At 43.5% G+C, this 16,259-nt stretch carries 9 protein-coding genes and 2 rRNA genes (1 of these 11 only partly in view); 5 read left to right on the forward strand and 6 right to left on the reverse strand.

What is annotated here, in order from left to right:
* Together ACOOEY_RS15295 and rrf are read left to right on the forward strand one after the other, a co-directional pair.
* Window positions 1–2,704: ribosomal RNA gene (locus tag ACOOEY_RS15295) — 23S ribosomal RNA — on the forward strand (it extends 177 nt beyond the left edge of the window).
* An 85-nt stretch (window positions 2,705–2,789) separates the two neighbouring features.
* Window positions 2,790–2,901: ribosomal RNA gene (gene rrf, locus ACOOEY_RS15300) — 5S ribosomal RNA — on the forward strand.
* A gap of 103 nt (window positions 2,902–3,004) precedes the next feature.
* Here the strand turns inward: rrf and ACOOEY_RS15305 are convergent.
* From ACOOEY_RS15305 to ACOOEY_RS15325, 5 genes are read right to left on the reverse strand one after another with little or no spacing between them, the layout of a single operon-like run.
* A complete protein-coding gene (locus tag ACOOEY_RS15305; protein WP_420385593.1) occupies window positions 3,005–4,255 on the reverse strand; it encodes a M16 family metallopeptidase in 1,251 nt (416 codons plus the stop codon).
* Window positions 4,256–4,257: 2 nt separating this feature from the next.
* Window positions 4,258–5,406, reverse strand: coding sequence for a type IX secretion system outer membrane channel protein PorV (porV, locus tag ACOOEY_RS15310; RefSeq protein ID WP_420385594.1), 1,149 nt, complete (start codon window positions 5,404–5,406; stop codon window positions 4,258–4,260).
* 31 nt (window positions 5,407–5,437) lie between these two features.
* Window positions 5,438–8,809 carry a type IX secretion system sortase PorU gene (gene porU, locus ACOOEY_RS15315; RefSeq protein WP_420385595.1) on the reverse strand — a complete coding sequence of 1,124 codons (3,372 nt, stop codon included), beginning with the start codon at window positions 8,807–8,809 and terminating at the stop codon, window positions 5,438–5,440.
* 33 nt (window positions 8,810–8,842) lie between these two features.
* On the reverse strand, window positions 8,843–9,553 hold the full coding sequence (locus ACOOEY_RS15320) for a CDP-alcohol phosphatidyltransferase family protein (RefSeq protein WP_420385596.1): 711 nt from the start codon (window positions 9,551–9,553) through the stop codon (window positions 8,843–8,845).
* On the reverse strand, window positions 9,550–10,188 hold the full coding sequence (locus ACOOEY_RS15325) for an MBL fold metallo-hydrolase (protein WP_420385597.1): 639 nt from the start codon (window positions 10,186–10,188) through the stop codon (window positions 9,550–9,552). The genes ACOOEY_RS15320 and ACOOEY_RS15325 overlap by 4 nt, the downstream gene beginning before the upstream one ends.
* Window positions 10,189–10,265: 77 nt before the next feature.
* Here ACOOEY_RS15325 and ACOOEY_RS15330 point away from each other — a divergent pair, with 77 nt between their 5' ends.
* From ACOOEY_RS15330 to ACOOEY_RS15340, 3 genes are read left to right on the forward strand one after another with little or no spacing between them, the layout of a single operon-like run.
* Window positions 10,266–11,318: an NAD(P)/FAD-dependent oxidoreductase gene (locus ACOOEY_RS15330; RefSeq protein WP_420385598.1), complete on the forward strand. Its 1,053-nt coding sequence runs from the start codon at window positions 10,266–10,268 to the stop codon at window positions 11,316–11,318.
* A gap of 20 nt (window positions 11,319–11,338) precedes the next feature.
* On the forward strand, window positions 11,339–14,614 hold the full coding sequence (locus tag ACOOEY_RS15335; protein WP_420385599.1) for a hypothetical protein: 3,276 nt from the start codon (window positions 11,339–11,341) through the stop codon (window positions 14,612–14,614).
* A gap of 48 nt (window positions 14,615–14,662) precedes the next feature.
* Window positions 14,663–15,541: a YicC/YloC family endoribonuclease gene (locus ACOOEY_RS15340; protein ID WP_420385600.1), complete on the forward strand. Its 879-nt coding sequence runs from the start codon at window positions 14,663–14,665 to the stop codon at window positions 15,539–15,541.
* Between the two features lie 43 nt (window positions 15,542–15,584).
* On the opposite strand, the gene ACOOEY_RS15345 is transcribed toward ACOOEY_RS15340, so the two are convergent.
* The gene (locus tag ACOOEY_RS15345; protein ID WP_420385601.1) at window positions 15,585–16,256 is read right to left on the reverse strand and encodes an energy transducer TonB; all 672 of its coding nucleotides are present in this window, start codon (window positions 16,254–16,256) and stop codon (window positions 15,585–15,587) included.
* Window positions 16,257–16,259: the final 3 nt, after the last annotated feature.

Consider the following 16,259-nt stretch of genomic DNA (forward strand, 5'->3'; position numbering starts at 1 on the left):
GAAACATCTAAGTACCCGGAGGAAGAGAAAACAATAGTGATTCCGTTAGTAGTGGCGAGCGGACGCGGAATAGCCCAAACCACCTAGGTTACGGCCTGGGTGGGGTTGTAGGACTGCGATATCTTAACAAAAATGAACTGGAACGGTCTGGGAAGGCCGGTCATAGAAGGTGAGAACCCTGTACAGGCAAGTTTTTGAGCGGTAGCAGTATCCTGAGTAGGGCGGGACAGGTGAAATCCCGTTTGAATCTACCGGCACCATCCGGTAAGGCTAAATACTCCTGAGAGACCGATAGTGAACCAGTACCGTGAGGGAAAGGTGAAAAGTACCGTGAATAACGGGGTGAAATAGAACCTGAAACCATACGCTTACAAGCGGTTGGAGCCCAATAATTGGGTGACAGCGTGCCTTTTGCATAATGAGCCTACGAGTTACTCCTCACTGGCAAGGTTAAGTCCTTAAAGGGATGCAGCCGGAGCGAAAGCGAGTCTGAATAGGGCGTTGAGTCAGTGGGGGTAGACGCGAAACCTTGTGATCTACCCATGGCCAGGTTGAAGTGCCGGTAACACGGCATGGAGGACCGAACCAGTTGACGTTGAAAAGTCTTTGGATGAGCTGTGGGTAGGGGTGAAAGGCCAATCAAACTGGGAAATAGCTCGTACTCCCCGAAATGCTTTTAGGAGCAGCGTGCGGGTTGAGTCTGTTAGAGGTAGAGCTACCAATAGGACTAGGGGGAGTCAAATCCTACCAAATCCTGATGAACTCCGAATGCTAACAGATATACCGTGCAGTGAGGGCAAGGGTGCTAAGGTCCTTGTCCGAGAGGGAAAGAACCCAGACCTTCAGCTAAGGTCCCTAAATCTATACTAAGTTGAACTAAGGCGGTTCAGTTGCTTAGACAGCCAGGATGTTGGCTTGGAAGCAGCCATTCATTTAAAGAGTGCGTAACAGCTCACTGGTCGAGCGACAGAGCATCGATGATGATCGGGCATCAAGTATAGTACCGAAGCTAAGGCAGTATTTAATACTGGGTAGGGGAGCATTCTATCTGCGGAGAAGCAGCCTGGTAATGGGCTGTGGAGCGTATAGAAAAGCAAATGTAGGCATAAGTAACGATAAGGCGGGTGAGAAACCCGCCCACCGATAGACTAAGGTTTCCTGATCAACGCTAATCGGATCAGGGTTAGTCGGGACCTAAGGCGAACCCGAAGGGGGTAGTCGATGGACAATTGGTTAATATTCCAATACTACCGTATACAGCGATGGGGTGACGGAGTAGTGAAAGGCCCGCGAACTGACGGAATAGTTCGTTAAAGGGAGTAGGTATTGGTTTGGTAGGCAAATCCGCCAGACTAGCTGAACCTGATAGTACCACAATGCTTCGGCAGCGTGGATAGTGGCCCTAATCAGACTTCCAAGAAAAACCTCTAAGTAATGTATATGGTACCCGTACCGTAAACCGACACAGGTAGTCAAGGAGAGAATCCTAAGGTGCTCGAGTGATCCGTGGCTAAGGAACTAGGCAAAATGGCCCTGTAACTTCGGGAGAAGGGGCGCCTCCTCATTTTCGGATGAGAGGCCGCAGTGAAAAGGCCCAGGCGACTGTTTAGCAAAAACACATGGCTTTGCGAAATCGAAAGATAAAGTATAAGGCCTGACACCTGCCCGGTGCTGGAAGGTTAAGGGGGGGCGTTATCGTAAGAGAAGCGCTGAACTGAAGCCCCAGTAAACGGCGGCCGTAACTATAACGGTCCTAAGGTAGCGAAATTCCTTGTCGGGTAAGTTCCGACCTGCACGAATGGTGTAACGATCTGGGCACTGTCTCAGCCACGAGCTCGGTGAAATTGTAGTAGCGGTGAAGATGCCGCTTACCCGCAACGGGACGAAAAGACCCCATGAACCTTTACTATAGCTTCACATTGGTATTGGGTAAATGATGTGTAGGATAGGCGGGAGACTATGAAGGCGTGTCGCTAGGCATGTTGGAGTCGTTGGTGAAATACCGCCCTTTATTTATCTGATGCCTAATCCCTGAATTGGGAGACAGTGTGTGGTGGGTAGTTTGACTGGGGTGGTCGCCTCCAAAAGAGTAACGGAGGCTTTCAAAGGTACCCTCAGCACGCTTGGTAACCGTGCGCAGAGTGCAATAGCATAAGGGTGCTTGACTGTGAGGCCTACAAGCCGATCAGGGTCGAAAGACGGATATAGTGATCCGGTGGTTCCGCATGGAAGGGCCATCGCTCAAAGGATAAAAGGTACTCTGGGGATAACAGGCTGATCTCCCCCAAGAGCTCACATCGACGGGGAGGTTTGGCACCTCGATGTCGGCTCGTCACATCCTGGGGCTGGAGAAGGTCCCAAGGGTTGGGCTGTTCGCCCATTAAAGTGGCACGCGAGCTGGGTTCAGAACGTCGTGAGACAGTTCGGTCTCTATCTGTTGTGGGCGTTGGAAGTTTGCGAGGACCTGACTTTAGTACGAGAGGACCGAGTTGGACTAACCGCTGGTGTACCAGTTGTGCCGCCAGGTGCATTGCTGGGTAGCTACGTTAGGAAGAGATAAGCGCTGAAAGCATCTAAGTGCGAAACTCACCTCAAGATGAGACTTCCTTTAAGGGGCGTTATAGATGATGACGTTGATAGGCTGCAGGTGTAAAGGCAGAAATGTCATAGCTGAGCAGTACTAATTACCCGAATACTTTCCGTTAGAGCCCCGGGTTTAATACCTGGGGCCCGTAAACCCTCTTGTGTGATACTCTTACAATTAATATGTCATAAAATATTTAAGATTTTATGGTGATTATAGCGGTGGGGTCCACCTCTTTCCATTCCGAACAGAGAAGTTAAGCCCACTGGCGCTGATGGTACTGCCTTTACCGGTGGGAGAGTAAGTAGTCGCCAACTTTATTTAACCAAAGGTCATCCCTCATAAGATGACCTTTTTGCGTTTATAGGGGTTGAGGTTTATTCGATCTGAATAAAAGCAGAGGTTGTCTGGATGAAGATCTTAAGCTCCGGCAATAGAAGCAGTCAAATCTTCAAAACGAAGATATTGATTGGTGGTCTCCAGGATATCTTGCTGGCTGACTGATCTAATCTGATCAATATAGTTAAGGTAGAAGTCAAGGGTAAGAGACTGGGTGTTCAACGTTTTGAACTTAGTAATAGCCGCAAAAGGAGAGCTGAAGGAGTTGACGAAAGTACCTATTATGTAACTCTTCACGGTATCTAATTCTCCAGCAGGAACCGGTTTACTGGCCAGCAGGTCTAACTCTTTCTTAATTTCATTAATAGTTTCCTCTTCGTTCTCTCCTTTAACATCAGTTGATATAAGGAAGTATCCTGTTTGATTTAAGGGGTATATAGAGGAATATATTCCATAGGTGAAGCCTTTATCTTCCCTGATGTTCTTCATTAACCTGGAGCCAAAGAAACCGCCCAGAACCTCATTGGTCACGATGAACTTAAAGTAGTCAGGGTGAGTTCGGTTGAAGAGCGTGCGGCCATATTTGATAGAACTTTGGATAAACTTGCCGTTCCTGTGCTCAATGTTCCTACCAGAATGAATGGGGAGGTGAATGGTCTCACTACCATTATCTGAAGGGGAGCCAAATAGCTCCTCAATGATAGTTACGGCATCAGCCGGAATATCTCCTGACAGATATATGTCGAAATTCTTTATATATGTGTGAATAGCTTTGATTTGCTCAATACTACACTGTTCGATATCGTTTTGGATGAGGGAATACCCATAGGGATGTGCACCAAATAGTGCTTTCCTTAGGTTAACTGAAGAGATGTATGATCCTTTTTCCAGATTCATACTCAGCTTATTCTTCTCTTTCTCTTTAACTGTTTCGAAGGATGCCTGGGTAAATGCAGGTTCGTAAAGCATTTCAGCCATGATGGCCGCATTCTCTTTGAAGAACTTCTTGAGTCCGTAGATGGCAAAGGTAGAATGATCGAAACCAGGAGAGATCTCCAGAAAGCTTCCCAATGAATCTATATATTCAGAAACCTGATGGCCAGTCCTATTCACGGTGCCTTCATTCAGCATTTTCATGCTCAGTTGAACCTCTGCTCCATTACTCGCATGGATGTAGCCTCCTTGATTAACCAGGTCAATTTTAAAGGCATTGGTACCCTGTTCGCGATGAATGTATAACCTTCTTCCGCCTGACAGGATATGAGACTCAACTTCTGGTAGGCTGATATTACTTATTTGGTGTATGGCAGGAGCCTGGGTTCTGTCAAGCATTCCTAGTTGGACTCGCTTTTGGTAAAGTTGAATATAGCTCCGAATCGTAAGGTCTCGGCCAATGGATGTTCCTGTAATTGTGGAACAAGGTATGAGAAATTAAACTCCAGCTTTTCCAGTTTGAAGCCTAATCCCATGGTGAAGTATTTTCTATTGCCCTTATTAATATGCTCGTAGAAATAACCAGCTCTTACAGCAAACTTTTCCTGGTATTCATACTCCGCACCAAAAGAGATCATAACTTCTTGAAGTTCCTCTTTAAAGCCACCTGGAGCATCTCCGAAAGAACCGAACATGCCTTCCAATAAACCTTTATCTCTGTGTGAACCATCAGGTTGTGGTGTTGGCACCATCAATTTATTCAGGTCTAAGGCCAGAGTGATTTTATTGTATGGGTCTAAAAACGAAGAAAGAGCACTACCAATTCTCAGGTTGGTAGGAATGAAGTCCTCTTCATCGGCACTATTGTATGAGATCTTTGAACCAATATTGGTAATGGTTGCTCCCAGTGCCAACAGCGATTGCTTATTGAATACGGTGATTTCCTTGTTGTGGTAAATACCAATGTCAGCAGCGATACTTGTGCCTGGTTTAGGGTCCGTTACCGGGCTGGTAGTAATATTACCAGAGAGGTTAGATAAGATATATCTACCAGATACTCCAATACTGAGATTGTCACTTAATTTTCTTGAATAAGAGGCTGAGAAGGCAAATTCACGGGGAGTGAAACTTCCTATCGGTTGCCCGGCACCATTGGTTAACTCAATATCGCCAAGATTGAAATAAGTTAATGCCGCACCAAATGCCTGCTCATCGTCTATTTTCTTGAAGCCCGACAAGTAGGAAATCGACATGTCATCCACATACTTTTTCAACCATGGGGTAAAGGTTAAGCCTAAACCTGAGTTCTGATTGATGAAAGTGAGTTTAGCAGGGTTCCAGAAAGTAGCATTCAAATCTGGTGTAGTAGCTACACCAACATCTCCCATACCGGCTGACTTTGGGTCTGGCGCTATAGTTAAGAAAGGAACAGCAGTTGCTATTACGTTTCGTTCTGTATCCTGACCGCTAATGGTTCCCGAGTTTTGGGCAAATGCGTTAATCGAAAAATAGGAAAATATAATGCTGAAGATAATGAGCCTATTTCGCATGTATTTTTTGTTCAAAGATAGTACTATATAGTTAATTCGAAATTATCAGTTTTCTGCGTACTAAGTCGCTTTTTCCTGAGGTATTTGATATTATTCTGAATGTATAGAAATAAATTCCTGCTTCAAGTTTTTGTCCTTCATGGTTTTTTCCATCCCAATTAACCACCACGGTTTCTTCCGCACTTAATATTTCCCCACTTAAATTCTGTACTATTTGACCACGAGTATTGAGGATTTCCACATTGAGTTCAAGGTTTTCTCCTTCCAGCTCATGTGTAACACTAAAGAAGGTTTCATCTATAAACGGGTTAGGGTAGCTTTTTATTTCTGTGATGAATGAAGTTTTCTGTTCAACGGTAAACTCAACTGATGATGTGCCTGAGTTGCCATAAATATCTCTGGCCGTCACCGTAATTTGGTTTATTCCTGCCGGGAGTTCATCCAATTGAATTTCGGCCATGCCTTTGGTGAAGTCATCTACCTCAGTATAATAAAAGTCATTGAGGTTAATGCTCATACTATCATTAAGTATCAATGTTAAATTTTGTCCAAGTACAGCATCGGAGATATTGATACCACTTTGATCAGAAAGTTTGATGATCGCCTTTACCTGATTGTCATATGTGCCGGATATCTCTGAAGTAGTATCATTAAGGAATATTCTCACTGTAGGGGGCAAAGGGTCTTGTGATGCGGATTCATAGGTTCCACCCAATGTAAAGTCCAATGAACTGCCTAATGCTTCTGAGGAGAGGTCGCTTTCCGTGGCATAGACAAGCATTTTTCCAGCGCCAAAAGCGTAGTCGATATTCTTGGGTACGATAAACTGTAATTCAAATTCTCCCTGATTTACAGATGCCCTGCCTCTAAAAAGCACTCTGTCTCTTTCATTGAAGGAGAAGGGATCATTATCCGAACCTCTGGTGGTTTTATCCTGACTTTTATCGAACAGATTGAAGGTAATTTCTCCATCGAAACTGCTATCTGATTGACCGTTGGATTTAATATTCCCCACAATGGTTACCGGCTGAAGAGCTCTGAGTGTATCATCTGTTGTTGGCATATTGCCATTAATACTGGTGATTTCTATTTCTTTTTCCGGATAAGCTAATTTCATACTGGGGTCGCCCAGTAGTATGAAGTTGCGATTCAGGCTTCCTTGAAGCGAGTTGTTTTTGGTGAACTTGATGACATCTCCCAGTCTCTGGTATTCGCCATTTTCCTGCTTCAGCATGGTGCCATAAAGTGCTTCGTTCAAGCGATAATTCGTACTAGAGAATACGGGCCTTGCGGTGGTGAGCAATCCAATGGCTCCTCCTGCGCTTTTGAACATTAGTCTTTCTGCACCTGATTCGGTGGTAGGGTCGTCATTTCGTCCAAACTCACAGGTAGCTGTGATGAGAAAAGGAAGTTTATAGGGGTTTCTCCATTCCTCCATCAGGTCGAAAGTCAAAATTCTCTCCTGCATCCATCCGAATTCGGCACCATGCCCGGTGAAATTGATGATGAGACGGCCTTCATTAACAGCATCAATAAGTGCCTGTTCTGCTGATTCAGAGAATTCTCCATTTGGAGTTCTTTCCTGCTCAAATGAGTCAAGGTAGAGTTTCCTTACCTGAAACTGTTGGTGGGTAGTGTCTACCAGTGTGGCCAGCTGATCTGCATCGCGTTGATGAATGTTTCTATCTCCATCGTCTGCCACAAACATGATTCTGCTCTTCCAATCACCCAGAGTGTTTGGATCAGTTTCGTAAAGAATGATTTTATCGACTGCTTTTTTGGCCTGTTCAGTGTCTTTGGCAGGAATTCTCCCGACTCCGACATCCATTAAGTGGTCGCCCGCAGAAGTTTCTTCCCAGGATCCCTCATATGGATCCAGAAAGGCAAAGTAATCATCAGATGAAAATGTGAGCAATGGGTGGATAGAGTTTCTGGACTCATAAGTGGGTACCAGGTTGGTGTTATTTTCAATTCTGTCCTTATAGTCGAATGACCCTTTGCCGAAAAGCAGCACGTACCTGAGCCTGCCGCTTTGATCATACTTGTGCTTAATGAAGTCCCTGATGGCTGTTATGTCCTGGCGTCCACTGCTGAACTCATTATAAATCTCCTGAGTCGTGGCTACCAGCGTAGATATTCCATCATTTGATGTCCTGAAGTTAGCGAGTCTTTGAGCCTCACTTTTGAGACTGCTGTGGGTGATAATGACAAAATCAACATCTGAACTTCCTCTTAAATTTTGATTGCTGATTTCAGAGAATACTTGGGGCTCAGGAAGCTGGTCAGGGTCAAAGGCCAGAAACTCTCTATAGTTTTGGCTGAAGGCTCCGAATGATATCTTGTTGCCATTGAGAGTGTATTCCTGGTTGATCACCTCACTAGGGTTGGTAATATCCCAAATGGTCAGGTTAGTGGATGTGCTGTTTAACTGATAAGTAGAGATGCCTTGATTGGCAGGAGGGTATCTCAGTTTGAGTAAGCCGCCATTTGTTGCAGGTTCAATAGGTAAGTCGATCAGGTATTTGTTCAAATAGGTGACAGAACTATTGGCTCCATTCTGATCAAATATGAATTCAATGTCAATATTACTGGTGCCTACCTGGTCAGTGCCAATTTCTAAGGTAGCTGTCTGAATGTTCCCTTTAACAGCATATTGAGAATTGGGTATGGTCTGAAAATTAAGTTCACCAATGAGATTATTATTTAGGTTGACATCCAGGCTGGTTTCTACATAGGCTTGGGTAACAAATTCTGATGTGATCTTAATGGAACCATTGCCAGCTAGTGATTCTGCCTGATGCTGAAAATCAATGCTATTAATCGCATTCAATTGCTCTCCCAGCCACTCCCTCCCGGAGGAAAGCAGATTAACCTCGTCAGATTCATGAGCAATCAGTTGACGGGATACATTGATCAGAGGGTGGTCATTTCCAAGGTTAGGACTGTTTTGTATGCGTAGTCCCGGGCTGTCTTTAATGGTGAGGAAATAATAAATAGTGTCAGAATAAAGATTCTTAATCACATCAAATCGGTCTTCGTCTGAATTGTATTCGGTCTGATTAATTTCATCTACCAGAAACAGGAGGAAGTCATTTTCACCAAAGACCCCATCAGCTTCACCAGAGACGACTATGGGGTTTTCAATAAGGTCAATTGGGCGGGACTCTTCCGAACTTTGAGGCAGCATACCACCAGGGTTTCCATAAATAGTCAGGTTTCGTGGATCAATGTCAGAGGGTTCCCATCCCATGTCACGTAGAGTATTCCAGTTGATACGATATGCTCCAGGCTCAGTAAACGCCATCTTAAGCCACTTGCCTTCACTCAATACTGACCTTTCCTGTCCCTTAAGTAAACAGGGCAGTAAAAGAATGATGGTGATGAGAAGATTAAGGCGTTTCAAGATATGATTACGACAATTTACTAACGACAAACCCTATTCCATGGTGTTTTGTGGCTGTCTAAAATTAATAATAATTGACAGCAAGAGGTAGAGCATCATAATCCAGGGAGCTGAATCATAGCCCATAAACACAACCAATAACAGAGACACTATGAGCAGTGCGTATTTCTCCCAGTTTTTGGCCAAACTCAAACCTTCGAATTTAAGGGAGATCATTCTTAGCGGTGAAACCATCAGGTAAGAAAAAAACACGGCTATGATTATGGCTATGTAGGGCATCTGAGCCAATGACTGACCGAAATAACTATCTCCTGTCCAGATAATGATCGGCAGCGTGGAAGCAAATAGTCCATGAGCTGTTGTGGAGATACCTTTGAAAGATGTTTTTTGATCTTCGGAAATATTGAATACAGCGAGCCTGATGGCTGAACAAACTGGAACCAGCAGTATCAGAAGTCCCCAGCCTTCCATTTCAAAGATGGATGCATAGATGAAGGTGGGTAGTACACCGAAGGTGATCAGGTCAGCCAATGAATCCAATTGAACTCCCAGCCTGGAAGAAACTTTTAAGGCCCTGGCCACTGCGCCATCCAGCAGGTCAAAAAAGGCTGCCAGGAAAACATAATAATGCACTTTTGGCTCATCACCCCCATTGCTGAGAATGACTTGCTGAATAGCCAGTACTCCCAGTGTCAGATTACTGAGTGTGAACAGGTTGGGAATATTTCTTTTGATCCAATTCATGCTACTTTACAGAACGGATTGTATTTCTTTTCATAGCCAATAGTAGTTTCTCCTCCATGACCAGGATAGACCACCGTATCATTGGGCAAGGTGAAAAACTCTGTTCTGATACTGTTAATTAATGTATCGAAGTCACCACCAGGCAAGTCGGTTCTACCGATGCTCTCTCTGAAGAGCACATCACCCCCCAGAACAAACCCTTCGGTTTCATGATAGAAGGCGATATGTCCCGGAGCATGTCCGGGTACAAAAAGCACTTTTAATTGGCTGCTCCCGATTGTAATATATTCACCTTCTTTCATCAGTACATCCGGCTCTACCGCAGTATACTTTTGAAAGCCATAGCTGGGTGCGTAGGCGGCAACACTTCTTAGTGTTTCCTGATCGTGTTCACCGATCCAAAGAGGAATGTTAAAATGATTCTTTACGAAAGCATTACCAAGCACATGATCGATGTGTCCATGTGTGCTTAGTATTTTTTCAACTTCCAGGCCTTCTTTTTGAACGAATTCAACCAGTTCTTTTTCTTCGGCAGGGTCATAGCAACCCGGATCAATGATTGCTGCTTTTCCCTGGTCATATACCACATAGGTGTTCTCCATGAAGGGGTTGAAAGTGAAAGTCTTTATCTGCATTGATTTCGCTCTTTTTGGAAGGTCTAAATTTCAAGGAATATTCACGAGTATCAAAAATACTTCAATAATTTCACACCATGAGAGTAGACTGTCTCATTGTAGGCGCAGGAATAGCCGGTACTGTACTGGCAGATCATCTAATCAAGGCGGGGAAGAAAGTGATGATTCTGGATGATTCCGCATTGCCCAACTCATCACGTGTTGCAGGAGGGCTTTACAATCCGATTACCGGAAGAAAGATGGTGAAGACCTGGAATGGAGATGCTTTGTTCGACTACCTCATTCCCTACTATAAAGGTCTTGAGTCTGACCTGAGTGCAAAGTTTCTGTACGATGTTCCGATCTACCGGCCATTCTTTTCCATCGAAGAGCAGAATGAGTGGATGGCTAAAAGTGCCGAATCGTTCTATGCCCCTTACGTAAAGGAGGTCAAAACAAGACCACAATGGCCAGATGAAGTTCAGAATCCTCATGGAGGTTTACTTTTAGATAAGTCAGGATACCTGGATACCGCAACCTTTCTCGATAGCTACAGAGAGAAACTGAGACAAGAAGGACAATTGATAGAAGAGAGATTCAATAGTGATCTGCTGGTGAAAAAGGAAACCGCCTGGCGATATGGGGCTATTGAATGTGAGCAGCTAATATTCTGTGACGGTAGGTTGGCCCTTGAGAATTCTTTTTTCTCCTGGCTACCCTTTAATCTGGTGAAAGGGGAGTTGCTTTTTCTAAAAACCAACGTTATGCCAAGGGTAATTTACAACAGAGGTGTATTTGTTATACCCCTTGGCAATGGAATGTGTAAGTGTGGCTCTACTTATGATCACACGGACTTAAATGAAATTCCAACCAAAAAGGCTCGAAATGAGTTATTAGAAAGGGTGAAAAAGCTGATCAATTTTGATTTTGAAATTGTTCATCAAAAGGCTGGTGTCAGACCAGCGACAAGAGACAGAAAACCATTTATAGGAGAGCATCCCAAGGAAAAAGGAATGTGGATCTTTAATGGTTTAGGTACTAAAGGGGTTTCTCTAGCTCCGTATTATGCACGACAACTAGTCAGGCATATGGACGGAAAGGGAAGCCTGGATGATGAAGTCAATATTGAAAGGTTTTTTTCGTTATTTTAAATGTTTCTTCTGAACCACCTATGCTGAACAATAATTTCAGATACATTAAAGCCTTAATACTCACACTAGCCTTTCTGGGAGCCGCGACATCGGCCAATGCTCAGGCTTACAAAGTTGAGTTTGGTAAGAATAGAATCCAGTACAAGTACTTCGATTGGAGTTACTTTGCTTCTGAGAACTTCGAAGTATATTTCTACGATGGTGGTAGAGACCTGGCAGAGAGAACCATTGAGTATTTAGAATCTGAGTTCAGTCGAATCACAGAAACCATCGGTTACCCGCCATATGCTAAAATCAGAGTCTTTGTTTACAACTCCATAGTTGACAAACAGCAAAGCAATGTTGGTGTCAATGCGGGAGACTTTACAGTAGGTGGGGAAACAGACTTTGTACAGTCACAGGTAGAGTTAGCGTATTCAGGTGACTTTACTTCTTTCAGGGAAAAAGCTGTCTTCAGTATTACGGAAATGTTGATTCAAGAAATGCTCTATGGTGGCAATATTGCTGAAATGTTCCAGAGTTCATTTACCAACCCGATTCCCCTATGGTTCACCAGTGGTATTGCTCAATACGTGGCTGCCGGTTGGGATAAGGAATCTGATGATGCGGTAAGAGAATATATTTCCAGCACCACAGAGAATAAATTCATGAGGCTGACTCCAGAAATGAATGTGTTGATTGGTCAGTCAATCTGGAATTACATCGCTCAGAAATATGGACAAAGGAGTATTTCCAACATCCTCAACCTGGCCAGGATTATCAGGAATGAGCAAAATAGTATCGAAAGAACGCTTGGCGTACCTTACGATCAGTTCATGAAAGACTGGAGGGGCTTCTACAACCAGATCAATGAGCAACTCAAAGAATCATACAGTCCTGCTGATCCTTCTAATGTAATCAGCGGTAAGAATCGAAACGACTATAAATTCCATGAGGTGAAATTCAGCCCTGATGGAAAGTTTGTGGCCTATTCAGCAATGCTTCAGGGGCAATTTAGAATAAGAGTTAAAAACCTGCAGAACAATCAGGAGAGAGAGATTTATAAAGCCGGGTTGAAACTGATTGATCAGGAGACGGATCTTACTTACCCCATTTTAAGTTGGGCCGACAGTACAACATTGGGGATAGTTTATGCAGAAGAGGGAAGAAATATTCTGGCCGTTAAAAGACTAGGTACAAAGGGGGAGCAAAAGATTACCATTCCTTTATTGAATAAGATACAGAGCTTCGATTTCAAGGATGGGGGACGACTGGCAGTAATGACAGGTTCTATCAATGATATCTCAGATGCCTTCACTTATAATCTGGTAAGAGGTCAGGTAAGAAAGATCAGCGATGATAACTTCGATGAAAGAGATATTAGTTTTTACCCCGGGTCCAATCAGGTTGTTTTTGTTTCAAACAGAACTTCAGACAGTGTTTTCGTAAGTGGACCAGATAAGTTGGAAGATGTCAATGTTAATCAGTTTAATCTCTACACCTACGATATTGAATACCCGGATAGCTCCTTTGTACAGTTGACAAATGCTTTGGCAACCGCTAAATCACCAAAGAATGTAGATGGGACTAATTTTATTTATGTCTCAGATCAGCAAGGGATTAATAACCTCTACAGATATAATTCGACTGATTCTACCAGCACACAGATAACCAATTTTATATATGGTATTAAGTCATATGACTACAATTACCAAACCGGTAAGCTGGCCTTTGTTTCTAATTTGGGTGGACAGGATGCAGTCTTTGTTCAGGATGTCAATATCATGTCATCTACCTTTAGTCCGGTAACGCCAAGAAGAGCCCTGGAGGTAGCGAAAATACTGGCTGAGAAAAGAAGAGAGCGGTTGGGGCAGAATAATCAGTTGGATACAGCCGCTAAGAGTCCGGCTATTCCTGAAGGAGTAAAATCTCCTTTACAACAATTAGATTCTCTCAAGCAAGGGGCTATAAATACTGAGGAATATGAGTTTCAGATAGAGACGAAGGTAGATACAAAAGACTATCAGTTTGAGAAACCTTCAGAAGACAGAAATCTGAGTAACAAATCTTTCCTGAGCATCTATCAGAACCCAGATAATGCCAACAGCATTCAGGGGCCTGCTGCTTATGAAAACAGGTTCCAGACCGACAATGTAGTAACCACTTTTGTCATTGATCCACTAAGGTCCATGGCGCAGTTACTGGAGATCGAGATGAATGATTACCTGGAGAATCACAGGTTCAAAGGTGGAATATTAATTCCTTACAGCTTCACGCAGGGCTACGATGTTTACGGTGAGTATGAGTACCTTAAAAATAGAGTAGATCTCAGTGCTGCTTATTACAGAAAGAGTATCGTAAGAATCAACAATGCGAACTTCCTGAATCAAAGATTCAATAGAAGTACGTTCCAGCTAGGGATGAGCTACCCGTTCACGCATAAGATTAGAGCGGAATTCAATCCATTCTTTACGCAGACAAAATACATAGACAGAGACATCAGATTGCTGATACCATCCAATAATCCTGCACAGTTTGAGCCGGAAAGAACAGCTAACTATGCGGGTTTTGAGAGTGCATTGGTTTATGATAACTCCATTGTTACCGGAACGAATTTACATGAAGGGACCAGAGCTAAGATTAAGTTTGAGTCTTTCCTCAAACTGAACAGTGAAGCGGTAAGCTTCAACAACCTGGAAGTGGATATTCGTCATTATTACAAGTTGAACAAGGCCATTTACCTGGCTGGAAGAGCTTATTTTGGTTCTTTCTTCGGAGATGCTCCCAAGAAGTATTTACTGGGTGGTGTAGATAACTGGGCATTCAACAGCACGGAAAGTTCTAATGCCGAGGTAAACCCATTGGAGTTTCAGACTTTGTTTGATAACAGCGATGTGCTGTTCCATCAGTTTACGAATCTAAGAGGCTATAACTACAATACTTTCCAGGGGAGAAATGTATTGACTTTCTCGGGTGAGATCAGGTTCCCTATCAACCAATTACTCACCAACTCAGATTTGAAATCTAACTTCCTGAGGAACCTTCAAATTATAGGGTATTATGACATCGGTTCGGCCTGGGATGATTTATCTCCTTTTCAGGATAAGAACAATTTGAATATAGAAGAGATCACAAATGAAGGCTCGCCTTTCAGCGCTACAATCAATAACTTCTCAAACCCGTGGTTGCAGAGTACGGGTATAGGAGTGAGGACAATGCTGTTTGGTTTCTTCTCGAGAATCGACTTTTCTTTCCCTATCAGAAACTTCGAAACCTTAAACCCTAAGGTGCAACTCTCATTCGGATACGATTTCTAATTTTTTTAGCCAGTGAATTAATCTATTTTTGAAGATTAATTCCGGTATATGCTAAAATCAATGACCGGCTACGGCCGAACCAAAGGGACTATTACAGGATATCAGGCAGATGTTGAAGTAAGGACACTCAACTCCAAGTTTCTCGATATTCAGCTGAAGCTTCCCAAAAACTTAATGAGCAAGGAGCTGGAGATCAGATCTATGATTTCCGAGTCCCTGAAGAGAGGAAAAGTGTCATTGGCAATAGACCTGACTCAGGATGCCAGTGTGGAGAGTGATCAGGTTAATCATGAGTTGTTTAAGAGGTATTATAAGGAGTATACTCAGCTGGCGCTGGAAGTAGGCTCAAAGACTGACGATCTTTTCAGGTTAGCGCTATATAGCCCTGATGTAATGTCTTCTTCAAGCCTGGATGAATCGGTTATTGAAACTCAGTGGAAGGAATTGATTCCGGTACTGAATGATGCCCTGGCGGCATGTAATGACTTCCGCCAGCAGGAGGGAGCTTCTCTTGCTAAAGAACTGAATACTTACATTGAGAATATCAGAACATGCCTGGAGCAGATAGTTGGCCATGATCCTGACAGGGTAGAGGTAATCAGAGAAAGAATTAGAAAGCATCAGCAGGAAATCGAAAGCTCTGAGGAGTTCGATAAGAATCGTTTTGAGCAGGAGATGATTTACTATATAGAGAAGCTTGATATCTCTGAGGAGATTGTAAGACTTACGAATCATCTGGATTACTTTGGTGAAGTAATGGCTGAGGATGACTCTCAAGGAAAGAAACTCGGTTTCATTAGTCAGGAGATTGGTAGAGAGATTAATACCATTGGCTCTAAGGCTAACTATGCCCCGGTTCAGAAGCTCGTAGTTAGTATGAAGGATGAACTGGAAAAGATTAAAGAGCAACTGCTGAACATTATATAAATAAGCCACCCATTGGGGTGGCTCATAATCAACTACACTCAACTCACTTTAAAACAAAATGGATGTATAGCGACATCCTGGACTTCACAGGATGTCCTCTCTGTAGACCTGGGTTCCACTTGGGTGCTAATTTCAATACCCTGACTGCTTCTTCATCACAGCCACCTCCTATACCTCTTAATACTTCAATGTCAGATACTTTGCCCTGTGAGTCAACCACGAAGCTCAGGAGTACTTTGCCTTCAATACCTCCTCTTTTGGCGATTCTGGGATACTCAAGGTTCTTTCTCAGGAATTTGGCCCAGGCCTCCAGACCTCCCGGGAAATTGGCTGGTTCTTCGGCAATCACTATGCCGCTGGGGGCAACTTCTTCGTCCGGCATATCATAATCTTCATAGTCGCTCAGTGCATCTTCTTCATTGTATACGAAAAGAGGGATGTCTAAGTCTTCTAACGGTACATCATTCTCTACAATATCGATTAGCACTGGTTGCGGTTTTGGTTTGGGACGTTCGGGCTCTGGGTGTTTGGTTTGTTGTACATCATCAAAGATATCGGCAGGGAGAACATAGCGACCGGTAAGTACTTCAGGCTTGGTTTCAGTCCTGATTTGAAAGGCAGATAAAGCAAGCAAAGTGCTCGCACAAAGACCAATGCTTAGAAAGAGGTTTCTCTTTCCAAGGTAGTCAACGGATTTATTCTTTTTGGCTTCCATAAT

This window comes from Roseivirga sp. (assembly GCF_965216855.1).
In the GTDB taxonomy this organism is placed as follows: Bacteria; Bacteroidota; Bacteroidia; order Cytophagales; family Cyclobacteriaceae; genus Roseivirga.